The sequence below is a fragment of the Nostoc sp. genome, assembly GCF_036917655.1.
In the GTDB taxonomy this organism is placed as follows: Bacteria; Cyanobacteriota; Cyanobacteriia; order Cyanobacteriales; family Nostocaceae; genus Nostoc.
On record NZ_JBALCY010000036.1, the window covers coordinates 1 to 413 of the forward strand.

Annotated in this window: 1 protein-coding gene; it reads left to right on the forward strand. The window is 39.7% G+C overall.

Going from position 1 to position 413, the window contains the following annotated elements; genetic code table 11:
- Positions 1–413: serine/threonine protein kinase (locus V7K30_RS15190; RefSeq protein ID WP_335000494.1), on the forward strand; the 413-nt coding region annotated here is incomplete at both ends.

Below are 413 nucleotides of genomic sequence, written 5' to 3' on the forward strand. Positions count from 1 at the left end.
GGTTATCGAGAAACTGACTCATTACCTGTAGTGATTAAACTGCTGAAAAATCCTTATCCCAGTTTTAGCGAACTGGTGCAGTTTCGGAATCAATACACCATTGCCAAAAATCTTAACTCACCTCTAATCATCCAAACTTATAGCCTGGAACCCTATCAAAATGGCTATGCGTTGGTGATGGAAGACTTTGGGGGGATTTCTCTGAAAGAATGGGGAACAGGGTCAAGCCTACGAAATCTCACGGAGTTTTTCCAAATAGCGATCGCACTGTGCAATACCTTAGATATACTCTATCATCAGCGCGTTATTCATAAAGACATCAAACCCGCCAATATTCTAATTAATCCCGAAACCAAACAAGTTAAATTAATTGACTTTAGTATTGCATCTTTACTGCCACGAGAAACTCAAAC